This is a genomic window from Chitinophaga silvisoli (assembly GCF_003412465.1).
Classification (GTDB): Bacteria; Bacteroidota; Bacteroidia; order Chitinophagales; family Chitinophagaceae; genus Chitinophaga; species Chitinophaga silvisoli.
In genome coordinates this window covers 19306-34631 of sequence record NZ_QTJV01000008.1, presented here as the reverse complement: position 1 = coordinate 34631, position 15326 = coordinate 19306, and the positions used below count along the sequence as shown (strand labels likewise).

Below are 15326 nucleotides of genomic sequence, written 5' to 3'. Positions count from 1 at the left end.
AACTTATTTTACACTGATCGGACTGCCATCAGTGAGATAAGCACTGCCGGAAATAATAAGTGCGTGGGCATCTTCCAGACCCTGGGTGACGATTACCTGGCCTTTCTCCATACCGCCGATAGTGACGGTTATTTTCTTTGCTGTTTTGTTGTCGTTGGTGACGAATACATAACCGGTGCTGCCGTCGCCTTCCATGAGTGCATCGTAGGGAATGGCCCAGGGACCCTTATTACCTGTTGGGATGTCGGCTCCGTTTGAAGCAACAGGTGCACTTTTGCTATTACCTTTTGCAGCAGCATCATTAACTTTTGCAGAAGTACCGGCGCCCCTTCCAATACCGTTAGTATTCCCTGTCTGAATCACTGCTTTCCCAAACATACCATAGGCAATGGCATCCGGCTTCGCACCTGTCAGCCTGATATCCGCCCTGAAAGTGCCGGAACTCTGGTTCAATCCTTCCGTCTTCCGCACTACAACACCTTCAAAAGTCTTCCCGGCCACCGATTCAATTTCAACGCTTGCCTTATCCTGCTGCCTAATAGCTGCCCATTGTTTATTACTCAGATCTACGCGTAGCAACCAGTTGCCAGACTGTGCACCATTCGTTTCGAAAACCGGGGTACCTGCCTGCACCAGTTGCCCTTCGCTGGCCAGCTTGCGCAATACATAGCCATTAGAAGTTGCACGGATCTGTGAATGACTGCGGTTGAACTCAGCTGATTTATACTGTTCTTCTGCAATGCTCATCCCTGTTTTCGCATTCTGCAATTGTTCCAGTGTAGCTACGCTATCCTGGTATAAATGCAGTACACGGTTGTAATCGCGCTGTGCTTTTTCAAAGCCCAGTTGTGCCTGTGTGACCTGTGCATTGATCTCAGTAAGGTTGAGGGTGGCGAGTAATTGCCCCGTCCTGATGGCATCGCCTTCTTTCACAAGCAGGCTTTGAATGATCCCACCTGTTTTAAAAGAAAGCATGGTTTCGTCGTCTGTAGTAAATTGTCCTGAAACGGCTATCGTAGCTACACCCGGGCTTTGGTTATTCAAAGGCAGGAGTTTTACAGGAATGATTTCAGTAGCAGTTTTGTTTTCAGCCGCTTTGTTATCTCCACAGGAGGCGACGAAGACAGCGAGAAAAGGGAGCAATAAGATGGCGTGAATAGTTTTCATATTTCTACGTTTAATATTGTTATTGTAACTGGTAAGTAGCGGCCCGTGTCATCATGTCAACCCCGAAGGTTCCGACAACAGTGAAGGCCATAACTACCTATTATAACTGGTAAGCAGCCGCCTGTAATTCAATGTCGGCCATAGAAGTTTGTACCCCTGCAAAAGCAACAGCCACCTGCAGACGTGCATTTGTTAATTGATTTTGAGCATCCAGCAGTTCCAGGTAAAGGAGCTGACCGGCTTTGTATACTTTAAACTGATCGCGGTAATACTTTTCAGAAAGTCCCAATTGCGTTTGTGCGTTCTGGTAATTGGCCACAGCAGTATGATAATTATTATAAGCCGTAGTCAGTGCAAACTGCAAAGCACTATAAGTCTCTGCATAAGCCGCATCCACCGTCTTTATTTCCATCGCAGCCTGCTGCGCCCTGTGCTTTTGCTGGCCGGCCGTAAAGATGTCCCATTGCAGGTGTACTCCCCACAGGTAATAACGACTCTTGTTATCCACGGCAAAGTTGAAGCCCTGTGAACCCAGGTCCAGGAAAGTACTGAGTTTCGGTACCAGGTAAGAACTGGACTGCTTGTATTGCAGGGTCGCTATTTTTCTCTGCTGTTCCAGCTGTGTCAATTCTTCTCTCTTTGAAACAGTACCTGTATCCGCCAGGGGCAGGAGGGAAGCACCTGCAAAAGTGGCGCTGTCCAGCAGGATCGTATCATTCAGGGGTTTATTGAGCAGGAAATTAAAATAGGCCTTCGCCAATGTGCGCTGATTTTCGGCACTGGTGATGTTGGTGATAATCTTCTGTTGTTCTGCCTGTGACCGTGTCAGGGCAGTTGTATTGGTCACTCCGTTTGCAATGAAACTCTTATTTACCCGGATGTTTTCATCCACCAGCAGCATCGCAGCATGATAGATCTCTACAGCGCGGCAGCTCTGGTAGTACTGGTAATAGGCAGTTTTGAGATCCTTCACCAGTTTGCGTTTGTACACATGCACGGCTGCCTCCTGCAAAGAGATATTTTCCCTGCGGATTTTATTGGCATACCAGATTTCAGTGTTGATGAGTGGGAGGGTAGTGTGCAGTTTGGCATCGTAAAAATTGTCGGGGTTCAGGAGTACAGACTGATTTTTCAACTGCGGGAAGTTGTTCGTCCCCGTGAGCTGGTTCAGACTCGAGTATACATTGTTCAGCAGGTCGCCGATAGGAATGTCGATGGTACGGCCTCCGTCTGCCCGGGTATAATCACCCACCAGGCTTACACTGGGGTAAAAGAGTGATTTGGCTTCCTGCAATGCATAGAGCGATTTGTCCAGCTGGAAGTTGCGCTGCTGCAGCCCCTGGTTGCGTGTAAATGCTTCCCGGATGTAGTGTTCAAGCAGCGTATCCTGGGCGGAAAGGCGGAAAGATGCGCCCAGGACAGCTATAATGAACAAAAGTCTTTTTTTAATGTGTGTTGACATAATGAACACTGTTTAGTAAAGTGGTATAAAAAAAGACACCTTGAGTGTCAGTGAAAAAGCGTGGCTAGTTTGCCTGTGTCAACTATAAAATTGACACAGACAAGTTATTTTTGAATTATTTGCATCAATTCCTGTAATGCTTCCTGGACAAGGTCTGCCTGTTCACCTTCGCTTAACCTGGTCACTTTCATTCTGCCACGAATAGTGAGAGAGATAATGCCGTGACCTAAACTCCAAAGGATCATCCCGGCGTTGGCAGGATCTGCGAAGCGTAGCTGGTCTTTGGCTGCACCCACCGTATCATGCAGGAATTGGTAGGCATTATGGCAATTTTCCCAATAATCATTGTCCTGCACAGCTTTCATAGGTGAGCGGAGAATAAACATCAGGTCATAGAGGTCCGGATTTGCAATGCCGTATTCAATATAGGCTTTCAGCAATTCCCGGAGGCGTTCAACCGGGTCGGAAGAAAGAACATTGGCCTCGAAGTAGGCATGCAGCTGGTCGAAAGCCTCCCGCTGGATTTCATAAAACAATTCGTCCTTATCCTTGTAATAGAGATATATGGTAGCAGGAGAGTACTCAATCTTTTCAGCTATATTCCGGATGGAAGTCTTCTCATATCCGTCTTTGACGAACATCTCCATAGCGGCGTTGATAATCAACTTCCGCATCTCCTGCTTTTCCCTTTCTTTCCTGTCAGAAATGCCCATAATTAAATTCTTTACGATGCAAACTTACTGAACGGTGTTCAGTAAAGCAAATAAAACTTAGTAAAATTCCCAACAATTAGCTGAAGCCGGCTGCAGACCTGAGCCAGGCTGAAAAATTCATCTTTGGTTGAAGGTAAATGAAGAATTTTTCGCTACAAATATTTGGAATTCCAGAATAAACCGCCATATCTTTGCAACAGTTCTTTAAGATACCTTATCAAGAAAGGCAGAGGGAAATGGCCCTGCGAAGCCTTAGCAACCATCTTGTTCCACCAGACAAGAAAGGTGCTACATCCATCCTGGCTCAACACCAGGAAAGATAAGTCAGTAGATTTGATCGATATTACTCAATATACTTTTAAACTCACCTGACTATCCAGGTGAGTTTTTTTATGTCCCCTCCTCTCTGATAAGCTTCCACAAGAACCCTGTTTACCAATTTCTTCATCAACTAAAAAACAAACCGATGAGTAACATCACCAACCTTCTCCATTCCATTCCGGTAGATCCATTAACAGGTGCTATTGCTGTTCCAATCTACCAGACCTCTACCTTCGTGCAGGATGCACCCGGAGTAAACAAAGGTTACGACTATGCCCGTACCAACAACCCAACCCGTGAAACATTGGAAAAGATCGTAGCCGGCCTGGAAGGCGGCAGCACCGGCATCGCCTTTAGCAGTGGCCTCGCAGCCATCGATGCGGTCCTGAAACTTTTGCAGTCCGGAGATGAGATCATTGCTGTAGATGACATTTATGGTGGTGCTTTCCGCCTCTTCGATAAGGTGTACAGGAAATTCGGTATCAACGTCACCTATGTAGACACGAGCGATGTGCAAAATGTGCTGGATGCCATCACACCTGCTACGAAACTGATCTGGCTGGAAACGCCTACCAATCCAACTTTAAAGATCTCGGATATAGGTGCCATAGCACAACTTGCCAGGGCACACAAGATCCTTTTTGCAGTAGACAATACTTTCGGCACACCCGTATTGCAGCAGCCACTGGCCCTGGGCGCAGACATCGTAATTCACAGCGCCACCAAGTACCTGGGTGGTCACAGCGATCTCATAGCCGGTGTTGTTGTGACCAAAGAACCGGCATTGGGCGCTGAAATTAAATTTTACCAGAATGCCTGTGGTGCCATCCTCTCTCCATTCGACAGTTTCCTGCTCATTCGTGGCATTGAAACCCTTCACCTCCGTGTGCGCCAGCATTGTGCCAACGCCAGGGAGATAGCCTTGTTCCTGGAGCAGCACCCCCTCGTTGACAAGGTATTTTATCCCGGCCTTTCATCACATCCTCACCACGACATTGCAATAAAGCAGTCGAAAGGTTTTGGAGGCATCGTTTCTTTTACCCTGAAAAATGACACAGCGGAAGCCGCACAAAGATTCGTAACCGGCACTAAGTACTTCAAACTCGCTGAAAGCCTTGGTGGTGTTAAAAGTTTGTTATGTCATCCGGCTGCTATGACCCACAAATCCATCCCTGACGAGAAGAGAAGAGCCGCTGGTGTAGCGGATAGCCTCATCCGTTTGAGCGTTGGATTGGAGGAGCCGGAGGACCTGCTGGCAGACCTTGCACATGCCTTTCATCAAATTCAGTCCGCAGCGGTCGCAATTTTTAACTGATAGTTCGTAGTTTGCAATACTGCAAACCATATTGAATGAAGAATTATCTGTTGTTGGCCATGGGGACGATCTTTCAAAGCTGCTTAGTTTTCGCGCAGCAAGGCTCCCTGACGGTATTGAAAGATATCACACTAATTGACGGCAGTGGCGCGGCTGTACGCCAACACGCCAATATGGTCATCCAGGCAGATAAGGTGATCTCTTTTCCTGATACCAAACACCTGCCTAAGAATGCCAGGCGCGTTAACATGAACGGTAAAACGGTCATGCCACTGCTGATCAATGCCCACGGGCACCTCGGACTAATAAAAGGAAATACAGCTAGCGCCAATAATTACACGGAAGAAAATGTAAAACGGCAGCTGGAACAATATCTTCACTACGGCATCGGTGCCGTGTTGAGCATGGGAACCGATCAGCCATTGATCTGGCCCCTCCGCGACTCCTCGCAAAAAGGGATCATCCCGGGTGCCACCATCTACACAGCCGGCTACGGTTTCGGGGCTAACGGTGGCGTACCTCCCGGCGCATTTGGCAAGCATATACAAAGACCCCTCACCCCTGAAGCGGCCACTGCCGCTATGGAACAGCTGGCAGCCCTTCACCCTGATTTCGTGAAGATCTGGGTAGACGGCAATCCTAAAGTGACACCTGATCTTTATAAAGCCATCATCGAATCAGCGCATGCCCACGGTATTAAAGTAGCGGCACACGTCTATTATCTCCAGGATGCCCGGGACCTCGTCGCGAATGGCATCGACCTGCTGGCACACAGTATCCGCGACCAGGAAGTAGATGATGCATTCATCACCCTGATGAAAGAAAAAGGTACCTTCTACATTCCCACGCTCTCCTTAGACAGGTACAATTTTGCTTACGGCACGGAGGTGCCTGACTGGATCAATGATCCTTTTTTTATCAACTCCCTCGAACCCGGTGTATACGATGAATTAAAAAATATGCCCCAGAAAAATGATAAAGACAGGGACAAAAAAATAAAAGCCTTCAGGATTGCATCTGCCAATTTGCGTAAATTGGATAGTGCAGGCATTCCTATTTGCATGGGTACGGATTCCGGTGCACAGCCTACCCGGGCACAGGGCTTCTCCGAACACCTGGAATTGCAGCTGATGGCCGAAGCCGGACTAAGTCCGCTAAAAGTAATTACCTGTGCAACTGCCAATGGACAAAAACTCCTGGACGGCGCACACCATGAAGGAACTTTACAACCAGGAAATAAAGCAGATTTTATGGTACTCGATGGCAATCCTGCAGAGGATATCAAGGCTACACGCAGTATCATCGCAATTTGGAAAAATGGAAAGGAAATAAAATGAAATTGAACAGAAAGATCTTTGCCACGGGCCTCTGCACAGGGCTCCTGGCCGCCACAATGACCTTTGCACAACACAAGAGCAAACATTATCACAAGCCGGTAGCGAAAACCAGGACCAGCGTGCCGGCCGGCCTCGCATTTACAGCTACACAGCAGGTTCAAATCAGGAAGTCTTTTTACTTTCTTTACCTGCTGGAAAGGAAAGGAGAACCGCATGATATTGTCCAGAAAGATGCAGTATTCAATACTATCGCTGCAGAAAGAGCCAGCCGCTTACAATCAGCACTCGGTACCTGTACAGATGCGGCTTGTATAGGCAGGGCGCTGGAATGGACACCTGACGAGATCAGCAGGGTGGGAGATGAGTTTGTACGGCTGGCGGGCAGCAACAGCGAGATGACTGAAATGGTACAACGCCTTAAAGTTGTGAACCGCTACCCGGTATACAATGAGGACAATGATACGACGTATATCCGTAAAGTATGGGGCGATGTGGTGGCAGGTATGAACCACATTTATGAGGTGTACTTACAGGGTGAGCGGCCCCGTTATGCAGCGATAGACAGTGCCTCCCTGCTACCATCTGACCTGCCAAAAGTGAAAACAGGTGTACAGCGCAATGTAGGCGGTGCATTTTATCGCCAGCCATTGCAGGCAGCACTGACAGCACTGGAAGTAAATGGCAGGGATGAAGCTACCCGCTATGAACCATTGTATGCAGGTAGTAATGCGGCGGCTTTTAAAAGTTCGCGCCTGATTTACTGGAATGCATATAAGTATAGTGTGATCCTGGTGCCTGGGGCAGGTCCTGGTAAGAAAGGCCAGAGTATGGACAGTACAGGTGTGTATCGTTGTAAAATGGCGGTGGAAGCCTATAATAATAAGCTGGCACCCTATATCGTAGTATCAGGTGGACACGTACATCCGTACAAGACACCCTTCTGCGAAGCGGTGGAAATGAAGAAGTACCTGATGACTAAACTGGGCATCCCGGATAGTGCGATCATTATAGAACCACATGCGAGGCATACGACCACGAATATCCGGAATACAGAAAGGCTGATGTATTTGTTTAATATGCCGGCTAACAAACCGGGACTGATTATAACCGATCCGATGCAGTCGCTGATGATTGAGAAGATGGCACCGCGGTTTGTTAAAGAAATAGGGTATGTGCCTTATAAGTCATTGGAAAGACTGGACGAAACGACGAACAGGTTCCTGCCGGATGAAAAGGCATGGCAGGAGGATCCCAATGATCCGCTGGATCCATGATGTAACCATAAATTTTTCCAGGAAAGAAATCTTCAGGGCATGTCTGATCCCTGGTCTGATTCTTTCCTGGTACCTGAGATCATTCCTGCCTGCTTATCTACCTGATCAGGCAGGAATTTCTTTTTTTATCTCCCCTTCGTCCATCCATTTCTTCCCTTTCAACACCCTGGTCACCAGCATCGCCGCCACTGTATCACCCGTGGCATTCAGCACCGTAGCCAGCGGATCTACCAGGGTTCCCACGATCATCACCGCGGGCAGGGCTGCTACCGGGAATCCATATACAGACATGACAAGCAGCTCCCCGATATAACCACCATTTGGCACCCCTCCCTCCACGATACTCACGATCACCGTAATGCCCAGCGCCAACAGGACGGTATCCAGCCCTGAAAAATCTCTGCCAAACAGGGCAAACACTACGCCGATCTTCACAATAGACGAAATACTCGATCCATCTTTATGCAGGGTCGCACCCAGCGGTACCACCACGTTATTAATCGCCTCCGGTACCCCGATTTTCTTCCCCGCCTCCAGGTTGGCCGGTATCGTGGCAATACTGCTGCAAGACCCCAGGGCAGTCAGGGTCGGCACAATATTATATCTCCAGAAAAAAAGAATTCCTTTCCATCCACCCGCTATAAAAGCATAGAGCGTAAACCCGACCGCAAAGTATACGATACCAAACCCATAGTAGATCTTCATGGAACTGGCATAGGTAATAAATAACTGCGGTCCCAGCTCGGCAATCTGGCAGGCGAAGTAAACGCCCAGTCCCAATGGAGCCATTACCATAATGATGTCCAGGAAGCTCTTCATAACCGCATTGGCAGAGCCCAGGAACTTCCTGAATGGTTCACCTGCATCACCTGCTTTAAGGGCCGCAAAGCCCGTAATAGCTGCAAATATGAGCAATGGCAGCATGTTCTTCCTCGACAACAGGGAAAAGAACTCTTCCGTGGTCAGCAGGCGCACCAGCTGATCCCCCCAGTTACCCGCATCCTTCAGGTCTGGCAGGGAACCAGGTACCGTCACCACTGCTTCCAGGGGAAAGAACCAGATCACGACAATGGTAAAGAAGGCAGATATTAATATAGTAGAGAGAAATACCAGTCCCATAGCCGACATTATCTTCCCCAGTTTCTGGCCCGGGTCGATATTGGCGATCGCTGCACTAATGGCAAAAAATACCAGGGGTACCACTGCGATAAAGATCAGGTTGAGGAAAATATCTCCGATGGGCTTCAGGATCAGTACCTGCCTGCCAAGGGTGAGTCCCATGATGCTACCGGTAATAATCCCTCCCAGCAAAAGCAGGATGCTGCTATAATTCTTTAATAATTGGCGCATAAGGATGTAATTTATAAAAAAAACAGGAGGGACAAAATCAGATCATTCGGGGGTTAAAATTATACCGGAGAAAAAATATTTCTATTTTTAAATGTAAAATTGACAATTATTACTATCTTGCTCACCGATGAAAGATTACCCGTTGTGAAACAAGACACCGTAACATTCCACATAATATGAATAAACTAGCCAACATTGACTATATCATTTTTGTAGTCTATTTTCTGGTAGTCGCTTCTTATGGTTACTGGATTTACCTCCGGAAGAAGAAGGCCACCATGAGTACGAAAGACTTCTTCCTGGCCGAAGGATCGCTCACCTGGTGGGCCATAGGCGCTTCCCTCATTGCCTCTAACATTTCAGCAGAACAATTCATTGGTATGAGTGGCAACGGCTTCTCTGTCGGCATCGCCGTCTCTGCCTATGAATGGATTGCAGCCGTAGCCCTCATTATCGTGGCGGTCTGGTTTATTCCCGTTTACCTGAAAAACAAGATTTACACCATGCCACAGTTTCTCAAAACCCGTTATAATGAAACGGTGGCACTGATTATGGCTGTATTCTGGTTGTTCCTTTATATATTTGTCAACCTGACATCTATTCTCTTCCTCGGTGCGCTGGCCATCAACAACCTGGTGGGTGCTGAGCATTTCCACATCATCATGGTGGCCCTTGCTGTATTTGCACTGGTGATCACCTTAGGTGGTATGAAAGTGATCGGGTATACAGATGTAATCCAGGTGATTGTGCTCATCATTGGTGGCCTGGCTACAACCTGGCTGGCACTCACGATGGTAAGTGAGCACTTTGGACTTGGCAAGGATGCACTGGCTGGCTTTAATGCGCTCATGAAGGATTCACCTGATCACTTCGAGATGATTCTTAAGAAGCCTGGTCCCGGTGCCTCACAGGAGTACATCAACCGCTATCTTTTGTTGCCAGGTATCACGATTTACTTTGCGGGTCAGTGGATCATTAACCTGAACTACTGGGGTTGTAACCAATACATCACGCAGAGAGCGTTGGGTGCGGACCTGAAGACTGCCCGCAATGGTATTCTCTTTGCGGGGCTCATGAAACTGATGATGCCTGTGATTGTAATGTTGCCTGGTATCGCCGCTTATGTATTATACAAGAACGGAGGGCTGCAGGGCGAAATGGCCCCGGGGGGTCAGTTCAATGCAGACAATGCTTATTCCGCAGTACTGACATTCCTGCCGAATGGCCTGAAAGGCTTGTCCCTCGCTGCGTTGACAGCTGCTATCGTAGCGTCACTGGCGGGTAAGGCGAATAGTATTTCCACGATCTTTACACTGGATATTTACAAGAAATATATCAATAAAGAAGCCGATGAGAAAAAGCTGGTATGGACAGGTCGTCTCACGATCGTGGCTGCCATGCTGCTGGCCATTGCCTTTACATGGAATGACCTCCTGGGGATCGGTGGTGCTGGTGGTTTTACCTTTATCCAGAAGTACACGGGTTTTATCAGCCCGGGTGTATTCGCGATGTTCCTGCTGGGGATGTTCTGGAAGCGCACGACTGGTGCAGCGGCAGTAGCAGGTATCGTGACCGGGTTTGTACTTTCCATCGTTTTCAATAACTATGCAGCGGAGTGGTTTGGTCATGAAACGTGGTTGTATACTGCGTTCCTGAACAGCAAAGGCGTATATGAAATTCCTTTCCAGATTTGTATGGGCTGGGCATTCTTCTTTACGCTTGTGGTGATGGTGGCAATGAGCCTGGCAGGACCAAGGATCAATCCGAAGGCCTTCCAGCTTGATACAGCTATGTTCAAATTAGCACCGTCTACAATCGTATTGATTGTCATGACATTGCTGATCCTGAGTGCGCTGTACATCCGCTTCTGGTAAGTTTTAAATGGTCTCTACAAGCTGTATGAACTCTCAGTAATTTTTGCAGATTACAGCTATTCAATAACGTGAACTATGATATACGAAGGTCGAATTCATTCGACCTTTTTTTTATTCTGAAAAGAGTGTTCATTCCCGGTGGTGAATTCCCTTTTCAGAAATGTTCTTATTCCTTTCGTTGATAACTGTGATCTTTAAGGACACGTACATGCCGCATTGCGATGGTGTTTTTCGCAAAAAAGCTTATGTAAATCCGCAAAAAGGAGACTTGTAAAAATTTTAAAGGAGGCGCTGTATGATGCTGCTGTAGTCTATTCCAATTTTACTTCCCGCAGGGTCTCATTTCCAGCCAGGTCTACCGCCGTTGCCACTACCAGGCCTCCGGCCGGCAAAGCGGCCGCTTTATAATACCAATCCACACCATTCCTGCCCAGGACGGCCTTTCCGCTTTCCAGGATCACGCCTTCGGCATCTGCTATACGCACGGTCACTTCAGCTACTCTGAAGTCATTTTTCGCAGTCACTATTATAGTGGTATCTTCTATGCGAAGATTTTGCACTTCGGGAGCATTATATGCATCCTTGATCGCCATGTTATAGGCATTCTGGCCCGGACCTGCTTTGGATGCATAATAGGCTTTCAGTTCAGGATCCTGCAGCATTTCTTTTGCATAGGCAGCAGCTACCTGCATCTTATACCGTGCTTCCAGCTGTTTTGCTGTTGGCTTCTTATTCGTGCGGCCACGTTTTTTGGCCATGATAATCTGCCCGTTCCTTTTGTAAATCGTGATCTGATCGCCCAGCGAACCGCTGACGGCGTAGAAGAGGATATTGTCTTTAATGATGGCCATAACAAACAATTTTTAAGTGTATACAACAATTTACATTATTCGGGTCAACTTGCTAAGCTCTTTTTCTCCAATAGAGCATTTATTAAGTACTAGTACTTCACTATAAGTGCACCTCAATATCGAATTGATATGCAAGTGTACTTGTGGTGTACTTATGATGAACTTGAAATGTTGTTTTGGATAACAAATTGAGGTAAGGGAAAGGAAGGTCTGCCAGGGTATTCCCTGCCACCCGGGTTCCGGGAACGATTGCGTAAATAAACACGCACAATTAGTTGTTCATTAGAAAATTAGCCGTTAAAATTGTTGAAGGAGCATGAACAATAAGGAGGGACATTTTTGTAGCAGTTACCCGATTTTCTCCGATTGTAATATCAACCACAAGCACACGTCTATGAAATAGTTAAAAGATTCTAAACATTGAATTCCACTTATGAAAGGATTATTATTCTTCATGACCGTCCTCCTGGGATGTATGGAGGTGTTTGCCCAGTCGAATCAGATCTCTGGTACTGTCACCAGCAAAGAATCCGGCGATAAACTGCCGGGAGTGACCGTCCGTATTAAAGATACCAATACCGGTACCCAGACTGATGCTGACGGACAGTTTCACCTCAAGGTACCCAAGGGGCAAACGGTCTCCCTGGTATTTACTTTTGTAGGTTACCAGACACTCACAGTGAACGCTTCTCCTTCCAACACCGTGAAGGCACAATTGCAACTCGCCAATACCAACATGAACGAGGTCGTGGTGGTAGGCTATGGATCTGTATCCAGGAGTAACTTTACCGGTTCCGCTTCGAGCATCAATGCACAGAAGGAACTGAAAGATGTTCCAGCCAATACCGTTGCCGAAGCACTGTCAGGCCGCCTCGCAGGCGTGCAGGTCACCACTACCGAAGGCCGGCCCGGCGCAGATATCCTGATCCGTGTCAGGGGCGGCGGCTCTATCACACAAGACAATTCTCCCCTCTACATCGTTGATGGGATCCAGGTTGAAAATGCCTTGTCCTTACTATCCCCCACAGAAATACAAAGTATCGATGTGCTCAAGGATGCCGCATCTACCGCCATCTACGGTGCCCGGGGGGCGAACGGCGTGGTGATCATCACCACCAAAGGAGGTAAAGACATGCCTACCCGTGTGAGCTATGACGGCTATATGGGCGTGCGCAACATAGTCAATGAACTGCCTGTTTTATCTCCGTACGACTTTGTAAAGTACCAGTACAAACTGTACAACTACCAGACCGATGACGATACAAAGAATTCCTTCAGGGATAAATATGGCCGCTGGGACGACCTGGAACTTTACAAACAGGTACCGGCTACGAACTGGCAGCAGGAAGTATTTGGCCGTAATGCCACGAACAATACACATACGGTAGCAGTAAGCGGTGGTAATAAAACCAGTTCCTTTAACCTTACGCTGAACAACACTGCTGAAGACGGGATCATGCTGGAGTCAGGTTATCGCCGCACCATGGTTGCATTCCGTTTTGACCATACCGCCAGCAAACGCCTGAAGGTCGGCATCACTACCCGTTACAGCCGCCAGCGCGTAGATGGGGTAGGTACCAGTAATACCGGTTCCCAGGGTACGAACCGCCTTCGCAATGCGGTGCGTTATAAACCTTTCATTGCTCCCGGCGATGAAGATGTGGTGGATGTATTCGACCCGGAATATGCCAATCTCACGAACCTGACAAATCCCGTATTACTCGCGCACAATGAACTGAAATATGATTACCGGAACGATGCTAACCTGAACGGGTATATGAACTTTACCATCCTGGATGGATTGAACTTCCGCAGTGTGGTCGGTTTCACAAGCACAGGCACCCGCACCAATACCTACAATGGCTACGTTACTTCAATAGCACGTTCCAATGCTGATATGCCGGTGGTCACTCTTGCCGCCGGAGAGACCACCACCCTTACCAACTCCAATACCCTTACCTACAGTAAGAACTTCAATAATAAACACCAGGTGGACCTATTGGCAGGCCAGGAAATATATATGCTGAAAGGGAATACCCAGAGCACTACTGTGAAATGGATTCCCGTAGACCTCACACCTGACCAGGCTTTTGCAGGTATCCAGAAAGCCACGCCGCCTACCGGACAAATACAGGATCCGCCCACTACAAGCCTGACGCAAAACAGGCTGATCTCCTTCTTTGGCAGGGCAAACTACGGGTATAACAACAGGTACCTGGCTACACTCACCTTGCGTTATGATGGTTCTTCCCGTTTTAGTTATGAAAACGGCTTTGCCGCCTTCCCTTCTGTTGCCCTGGCCTGGCGTGTGACCCAGGAAGATTTTATGCGGAACATCCACTGGTTGTCCGACCTGAAACTACGTGCTACCCTGGGTACTGCCGGTAATAACCGCATTACGGAAGACCTGTTCAAAACTATGTATGGTACCAGCACCAGTTCCTATGCATTTGATGAATCTGTCACACCCGGTACCGCACCACTGTCTCTCGCCAATCCGAAACTGAAATGGGAAACGACTGTATCCCGCAACATAGGCCTTGACTTCGCGATACTCGACAGCAGGATCAGTGCATCGCTTGATTACTATTACAACAATACCCGCGACCTGCTGCTGGGTGTACAGATCCCACCTACAACGGGCTATAGCAGCCAGATTCAGAACATCGGGAAAACGCAGAACAAAGGAATTGAATTGCAGGTGGCAGCAGTTGTGATCAACAGGAAGAAAATGACCTACAATGTTTCTTTCAACATTGCGGCAAATAGAAATAAAATCGTGAGCCTGGGTACAGATCCTACCGGCGCACCATTGAAATCCTACTATGCACAATCCGGTTGGGTGAATAGTCTGAACGACTTCCTCGTAGAAGTAGGACAACCCATCGGGCAATTCTATGGCTATGTCAGCGATGGCTACTACAAGGTAGACGACTTCAATTACGATGCGGCTACCAGCCATTATACCCTGAAATCAGATGTGCCCAACACCAGTGCCGTAGCCCTGGGGAGTCGTGAAGTACAACCCGGCGATCTGAAACTGAAAAAGCTCACCAAAGATACCGCTATGGCCGTTGGCCTCAATGACAGGAAGGTGTTGGGCAATGCCCAGCCAAAGTTTTTTGGCGGGTTTAACCAGCAGTTTACCTGGAGAGGATTTGACCTGAGTGTGTTCGTGAACTTCTCTTATGGCAACAAAGTCTACAATGCAAATAAGATCGAGTTTACCACCACTTATCAATACAAGGACAATAACCTGCTCCGGGAAATGAAGGATGCCTGGAAATGGTATGATGATAACGGCACTATGGTAACGGATCCGGATGCACTGAAAGCCCTGAACAAGGATACGAAGTACTGGTCAGCACCGGCAGGTAACTACTTCCTGCATTCCTATGCCATTGAAGATGGCTCTTTTATCAGGATCAGTAACCTGACCATTGGGTATTCGCTGCCACCATCATTGCTGAAGAGAACACATGTTTTCTCCCGCTTCAGGGTGTATGCGACCGTGAATAACCTCTATACATTCACGAAGTATTCAGGCTATGATCCGGAGGCAAATACCCGGCGTACAAACCCGCTGACCCCGGGTGTGGATTATGCCGCTTATCCCAGAAGCCGTTTCATTCTGGGGGGTGTCAATGTTTCTTTTTAATGAA

10 protein-coding genes and 1 riboswitch are annotated in these 15326 nt (G+C 47.8%); of the genes, 5 read left to right on the top strand and 5 right to left on the bottom strand.

All coding sequences use genetic code 11. From position 1 onward, the window contains the following. Positions 1 to 3 precede the first annotated feature (3 nt). From DXN04_RS20635 to DXN04_RS20625, 3 genes are all read right to left on the bottom strand, one after another. Positions 4 to 1167 (bottom strand): efflux RND transporter periplasmic adaptor subunit, encoded by a 1164-nt coding sequence (locus tag DXN04_RS20635; protein ID WP_116855295.1) that lies wholly within the window; start codon positions 1165 to 1167, stop codon positions 4 to 6. A gap of 100 nt (positions 1168 to 1267) precedes the next feature. After that, complete coding sequence (locus tag DXN04_RS20630; protein WP_116855294.1) at positions 1268 to 2629, bottom strand: TolC family protein; 1362 nt, start codon at positions 2627 to 2629, stop codon at positions 1268 to 1270. Between the two features lie 104 nt (positions 2630 to 2733). Then, entirely contained in the window at positions 2734 to 3342 is a 609-nt protein-coding gene (locus DXN04_RS20625) for a TetR/AcrR family transcriptional regulator (protein WP_116855293.1), read from the bottom strand. Positions 3343 to 3553: 211 nt separating this feature from the next. Continuing rightward, positions 3554 to 3668: riboswitch (SAM riboswitch) on the top strand. 140 nt (positions 3669 to 3808) lie between these two features. Between DXN04_RS20625 and DXN04_RS20620 the strand changes: the two genes are divergently transcribed. The 3 genes from DXN04_RS20620 to DXN04_RS20610 are packed head-to-tail and all read left to right on the top strand — an operon-like array spanning position 3809 to position 7589. Further along, complete coding sequence (locus tag DXN04_RS20620) at positions 3809 to 4978, top strand: trans-sulfuration enzyme family protein (protein ID WP_116855292.1); 1170 nt, start codon at positions 3809 to 3811, stop codon at positions 4976 to 4978. Between the two features lie 35 nt (positions 4979 to 5013). Beyond that, positions 5014 to 6315, top strand: a complete 1302-nt coding sequence (locus DXN04_RS20615) for an amidohydrolase family protein (RefSeq protein ID WP_199415093.1) — start codon at positions 5014 to 5016, stop codon at positions 6313 to 6315. Next, a complete protein-coding gene (locus DXN04_RS20610) occupies positions 6312 to 7589 on the top strand; it encodes a YdcF family protein (protein WP_116855291.1) in 1278 nt (425 codons plus the stop codon). The genes DXN04_RS20615 and DXN04_RS20610 overlap by 4 nt, the downstream gene beginning before the upstream one ends. A gap of 105 nt (positions 7590 to 7694) precedes the next feature. Here the strand turns inward: DXN04_RS20610 and DXN04_RS20605 are convergent, their stop codons facing one another. Next, positions 7695 to 8939 carry a dicarboxylate/amino acid:cation symporter gene (locus DXN04_RS20605; protein ID WP_116855290.1) on the bottom strand — a complete coding sequence of 415 codons (1245 nt, stop codon included), beginning with the start codon at positions 8937 to 8939 and terminating at the stop codon, positions 7695 to 7697. A gap of 176 nt (positions 8940 to 9115) precedes the next feature. Between DXN04_RS20605 and DXN04_RS20600 the strand changes: the two genes are divergently transcribed. Continuing rightward, a complete protein-coding gene (locus DXN04_RS20600) occupies positions 9116 to 10813 on the top strand; it encodes a sodium:solute symporter family transporter (protein ID WP_116855289.1) in 1698 nt (565 codons plus the stop codon). 311 nt (positions 10814 to 11124) lie between these two features. Here DXN04_RS20600 and DXN04_RS20595 read toward each other — a convergent pair whose 3' ends face one another. Next, entirely contained in the window at positions 11125 to 11664 is a 540-nt protein-coding gene (locus DXN04_RS20595) for a hypothetical protein (RefSeq protein ID WP_116855288.1), read from the bottom strand. 433 nt (positions 11665 to 12097) lie between these two features. Between DXN04_RS20595 and DXN04_RS20590 the strand changes: the two genes are divergently transcribed. Continuing rightward, positions 12098 to 15322 (top strand): SusC/RagA family TonB-linked outer membrane protein, encoded by a 3225-nt coding sequence (locus DXN04_RS20590; protein WP_116855287.1) that lies wholly within the window; start codon positions 12098 to 12100, stop codon positions 15320 to 15322. Positions 15323 to 15326: the final 4 nt, after the last annotated feature.

Bases quoted from the DNA above. Each gene is read 5' to 3' on its own strand.
- DXN04_RS20620 (WP_116855292.1), top strand. From the start codon at position 3,809: ATGAGTAACATCACCAACCTTCTCCATTCCATTCCGGTAGATCCATTA.
- DXN04_RS20635 (WP_116855295.1), bottom strand. From the start codon at position 1,167: ATGAAAACTATTCACGCCATCTTATTGCTCCCTTTTCTCGCTGTCTTC.
- DXN04_RS20595 (WP_116855288.1), bottom strand. From the start codon at position 11,664: ATGGCCATCATTAAAGACAATATCCTCTTCTACGCCGTCAGCGGTTCG.
- DXN04_RS20605 (WP_116855290.1), bottom strand. From the start codon at position 8,939: ATGCGCCAATTATTAAAGAATTATAGCAGCATCCTGCTTTTGCTGGGA.
- DXN04_RS20630 (WP_116855294.1), bottom strand. From the start codon at position 2,629: ATGTCAACACACATTAAAAAAAGACTTTTGTTCATTATAGCTGTCCTG.
- DXN04_RS20590 (WP_116855287.1), top strand. From the start codon at position 12,098: ATGAAAGGATTATTATTCTTCATGACCGTCCTCCTGGGATGTATGGAG.
- DXN04_RS20615 (WP_199415093.1), top strand. From the start codon at position 5,014: ATGAAGAATTATCTGTTGTTGGCCATGGGGACGATCTTTCAAAGCTGC.
- DXN04_RS20625 (WP_116855293.1), bottom strand. From the start codon at position 3,342: ATGGGCATTTCTGACAGGAAAGAAAGGGAAAAGCAGGAGATGCGGAAG.
- DXN04_RS20600 (WP_116855289.1), top strand. From the start codon at position 9,116: ATGAATAAACTAGCCAACATTGACTATATCATTTTTGTAGTCTATTTT.
- DXN04_RS20610 (WP_116855291.1), top strand. From the start codon at position 6,312: ATGAAATTGAACAGAAAGATCTTTGCCACGGGCCTCTGCACAGGGCTC.